This is a genomic window from Kitasatospora sp. NPDC127035 (genome assembly GCF_042726075.1).
In the GTDB taxonomy this organism is placed as follows: domain Bacteria; phylum Actinomycetota; class Actinomycetes; order Streptomycetales; family Streptomycetaceae; genus Kitasatospora.
On record NZ_JBHXDN010000002.1, the window covers coordinates 238,507 to 241,807 of the forward strand.

The 3,301-nt window shown below is 70.2% G+C and carries 4 protein-coding genes; 3 read left to right on the forward strand and 1 reads right to left on the reverse strand.

Annotated features, from left to right (window positions below):
• Positions 1–99: 99 nt before the first annotated feature.
• A complete protein-coding gene (locus ACFWIC_RS02020; protein ID WP_380364652.1) occupies positions 100–378 on the reverse strand; it encodes a GlsB/YeaQ/YmgE family stress response membrane protein in 279 nt (92 codons plus the stop codon).
• Positions 379–907: 529 nt separating this feature from the next.
• On the opposite strand from ACFWIC_RS02020, the gene ACFWIC_RS02025 reads away from it, so the two are divergent.
• Genes ACFWIC_RS02025 through ACFWIC_RS02035 form a run of 3 tightly spaced genes read left to right on the forward strand, consistent with a single transcriptional unit; the run spans position 908 to position 3,120 of the window.
• The gene (locus ACFWIC_RS02025) at positions 908–1,246 is read left to right on the forward strand and encodes a DUF6271 family protein (RefSeq protein WP_380364654.1); all 339 of its coding nucleotides are present in this window, start codon (positions 908–910) and stop codon (positions 1,244–1,246) included.
• 45 nt (positions 1,247–1,291) lie between these two features.
• Complete coding sequence (locus ACFWIC_RS02030) at positions 1,292–2,626, forward strand: DUF6271 family protein (protein ID WP_329881648.1); 1,335 nt, start codon at positions 1,292–1,294, stop codon at positions 2,624–2,626.
• Entirely contained in the window at positions 2,623–3,120 is a 498-nt protein-coding gene (locus ACFWIC_RS02035) for a GNAT family N-acetyltransferase (RefSeq protein ID WP_380364657.1), read from the forward strand. The genes ACFWIC_RS02030 and ACFWIC_RS02035 overlap by 4 nt, the downstream gene beginning before the upstream one ends.
• The last annotated feature ends 181 nt before the right edge of the window (positions 3,121–3,301 follow it).

A 3,301-nucleotide genomic window follows, 5' to 3' on the forward strand; every position in this document is an offset into this window, starting at 1 on the left:
ACCCCCAGCCACTGGGGGTTGATGTTCGGGGCTGTTGGGCCGCTAATAACACCGCCATGTGCGTCACACCACGAAGTCGATCAGTTACCCAGTGACTTCTCAGGCGTGGCGATGGTGGCGCTTGTTACCGGTGAGCAGTCGGTAGAGGACGAGGAGGATGACCGAGCCTGCGATGGCGGCGATCCAGGTGGAGAGGTCGAAGAAGCCGTCGATGGAGTCGACGCCGAATATCACCTTGCCCAGCCAGCCGCCGAGCAGCCCGCCCGCAATGCCGATGAGGATCGTCACGATGATGCCCCCCGGGTCCTTGCCCGGCATCAGCGCCTTGGCGATGAGGCCCGCGAACAGTCCGATCAGAATCCATGCGATGACGCCCATGCGCTTCTCCTACCTCGATGAGTCTCGACGAGTGCAGCCGGTGACGCCACTCGTCTTCACCGCGTCGGGGTTTCCAAACACCCGAATCTCCTCGGCATCTCCATCCCCTCGTCATCTCTGCCGCGGACGGCCCCGGCTCCGTGTCGAGCGCACCTGCGGCAGGGACCGGTCCCGGACGCCGCCCGAGCCGCCGCACGTGGGCCGACCTGCGCGTTGCCCCCGCCCGGCGGGCCCTGATGGAGTCCGTGCGAGGGCAGGGCCGTCTGCCCAATCGGGCAGTGTCGGCGCGCACCGCCCGATCCCTGAAAGCATCCCGTTGACACCGAAGTTGGTCTAGTCCACCGTGGTGATTTAAGGTCATCCAGATGAGTCCGGCGGGGCCCCGCAACCCGGCGCCGACGCCGCTCGTGACTCACCAGCGCCCCCTCAACTCAACTACTTCACCGCGGCTTTGAGCGAGCCTTGCGGGCATTGCCATGCCCTGTCCTCGGACGGGCACATGGGTCTGACGATCGATTGGAGACGCCGCGTGCGCAGAACCTGTTCGGCCCTGCCGACCAGCCGCGCCCGTCCCGCCACGATCGCGGCCATGGGCAAGGAGGCCGCATGCGCGGCGGGGAACTCCGGCGCGGAGGTCCGCTCCCCGGTCCCGGCCCCCTCGGGCGACGCCGCCTTCACCGACAGCGCCAGGACCGTCGGCGAGCTCCTCCCCGCGCCGAACGCGTACGAGCACGTACCGCTGCCGTCGGCCACCGGGAGTGTCGGCAGCAACCACGTCGTCCCGCGTGCCGCCCCCGCCGCCACCCCGACCGGCGTCGCACACGACCGACCCATCGTCAACCACCCCGCACCGAAGCGCCGTTCCTGACAACCGCTGTACCGAACCCGACGATCAGACGGAGAACCCCACACCATGCAACGAGTCTGCCTCGCCCTGCCCACCATGCGTTCCTGCCCCGGCACCATCGTGGACCTCGCCGAGGAGGCGGCCTTCGCCGTCGCGAACTTCGGGGTCGAGGTACACATCCTCATCCTCGACACCACCGACTCCACCGACCCCGCCGGATTCGCGAAGAACGCGGACGCCGTGGCCTCGCTGGACCCCGCCCCCGGTGTGTTCGTCCACCACCTCGGCGAGGCGCAGCAGCGGGTGTTCCTGCGTCGGGTGGCGGAGCAGTCCGGCGCCCCCGACCCCGAGTTGCTGCTCGAACTGATGCTCCCGCCGGCCGTCGCCTACGGTTCCTGCGTCAACCGGATCTTCCTGGGCGCGGCCGCCCTGGGCTGCACCTCGGCGCACCTGCGCAACGACGACGCCGACTTCCAGGTCCTCGACGGTCAGAAGGTCTTCCCGATCCACCACGAGCTGCTCTCGATCGGCAAGCCGGCCGGCGAGGCGGTGGCCGGCGTGACCCGCTCCGAGCTCGACCCGGCCGACGCCGACAAGCCGGTGCTGCTGGTCAGCGGCTCCTTCACCGGCGAACTCAACGTGGACATCGGCGAGATCCGCGAGATCGACCCGGACATCTACCGCGACGTGGTGCGCCTGTGGACCCCGCCGGTGTGGCCGGACGAGGACAGGGACGCGATGGTGGACGTCTCCTTCAGGGGCACCGGCACCGAGCCGTTCAGCGCCGACGACTCCGTCCTCGGCGTGCCCGACATCTGGAACGTCTTCATGTGCAACGTCGCCCTGGACCACCGGGCCTACGAGGTGCTGCCGCTGCTGCCGTCGATCAGGACCCTCGGCTGCGACTACGTCCTGCTGCACGCCCTGGTCCACGCCAAGCTGCCCGGCGTCGTCCACAACCGCCACATCGTCAACTACTACACGCCCGAGCGCCGCATCGGCGACGGCTTCATCTCGTACCAGATGGGGTTCGTCAAGCTCCTGCTCTCGATGCTGTACCTCTACCCGGTCTACGGCGGGATGATCGACCTCGGCCGCGGGCTGCTGGACGAGCGGCACGGGCTGAAGATCGAGCCGATCCTCGAACTGGCGCGGGGCAGCGTCGACTGGGACCGGGCCGGGAACGAGCACTGCCTGGACGTCCTGGACCGCTCCTACCGCAAGCTGGGCGGCAAGTACGCCGAGCTCGCGGACGTGGTGGCCGGGCAGCGACAGCAGCTCCTGGACGACGCCCAGGAGGACGCCGCGCGCTGGGTGGTGCTGGTGGAGGCCTGGGCGGGCATGGCGGCCGCGGCCCACGCGGAGGGCCTCTACCCCGCCGTGGACGGGGCGACCGGGTGACCGAGGACTTCCTGATACGGCAGCTGACCGACGACGACTGGGACGCCGTGGTCGTGCTGGAGCACGACGCCTACGCGGCCGACGGCCTGTCGGAGGGCCGGGAGGCGCTGCAGTCCCGTGCTGTCGGCTCGCCGGAGACCTGCTTCGTGCTGGAGCAGAACGGCACCGTCCGCGGCTACCTGCTGAGCCTGCCGTACCCGCCGCTGCGCTGCCCCGACCTCTCCCGGGCGGAGGACGCCGCGTTCGAGTCGGACAACCTGCACGTGCACGACCTGGTGATCGCCGAGGACCTGCGCGGCCGGGAGGTCGCGCTGGGGTTCATGCGGTACTTCCGGGCGCGGGCGGAGGAGATGGGCTTCCAGCAGATCTCGATGGTCGCGGTGCGCGGGGCGGACATCCTGCTGCGGATCATCGGCTACCGCTCGCACCGAGAGGTGGCCGTCCCCGCGTCCTACGGGCGACGTGCGGTCTACATGTCGATGCCGGTGCGCTGACTCCGGGGACACGCGGACGATTCCACACCGCCTTCGGCCCGGGCGAACGCGCCCGGTGTGCCGGGCGGCGGAAGCGCCCTGAGCGCCGGGTGCCGGACCGTGATCCCACCGTGGCGCGGGCCTCGGGCCGGCGGCGCCGTGACCGGCCGGGGGCTCCCCGCGATGAGCAGTGCCTCATCGC

Coding starts and splice junctions, on each gene's coding strand:
- ACFWIC_RS02020 (WP_380364652.1), bottom strand. CDS start 378: ATGGGCGTCATCGCATGGATTCTGATCGGACTGTTCGCGGGCCTCATC.
- ACFWIC_RS02030 (WP_329881648.1), top strand. CDS start 1,292: ATGCAACGAGTCTGCCTCGCCCTGCCCACCATGCGTTCCTGCCCCGGC.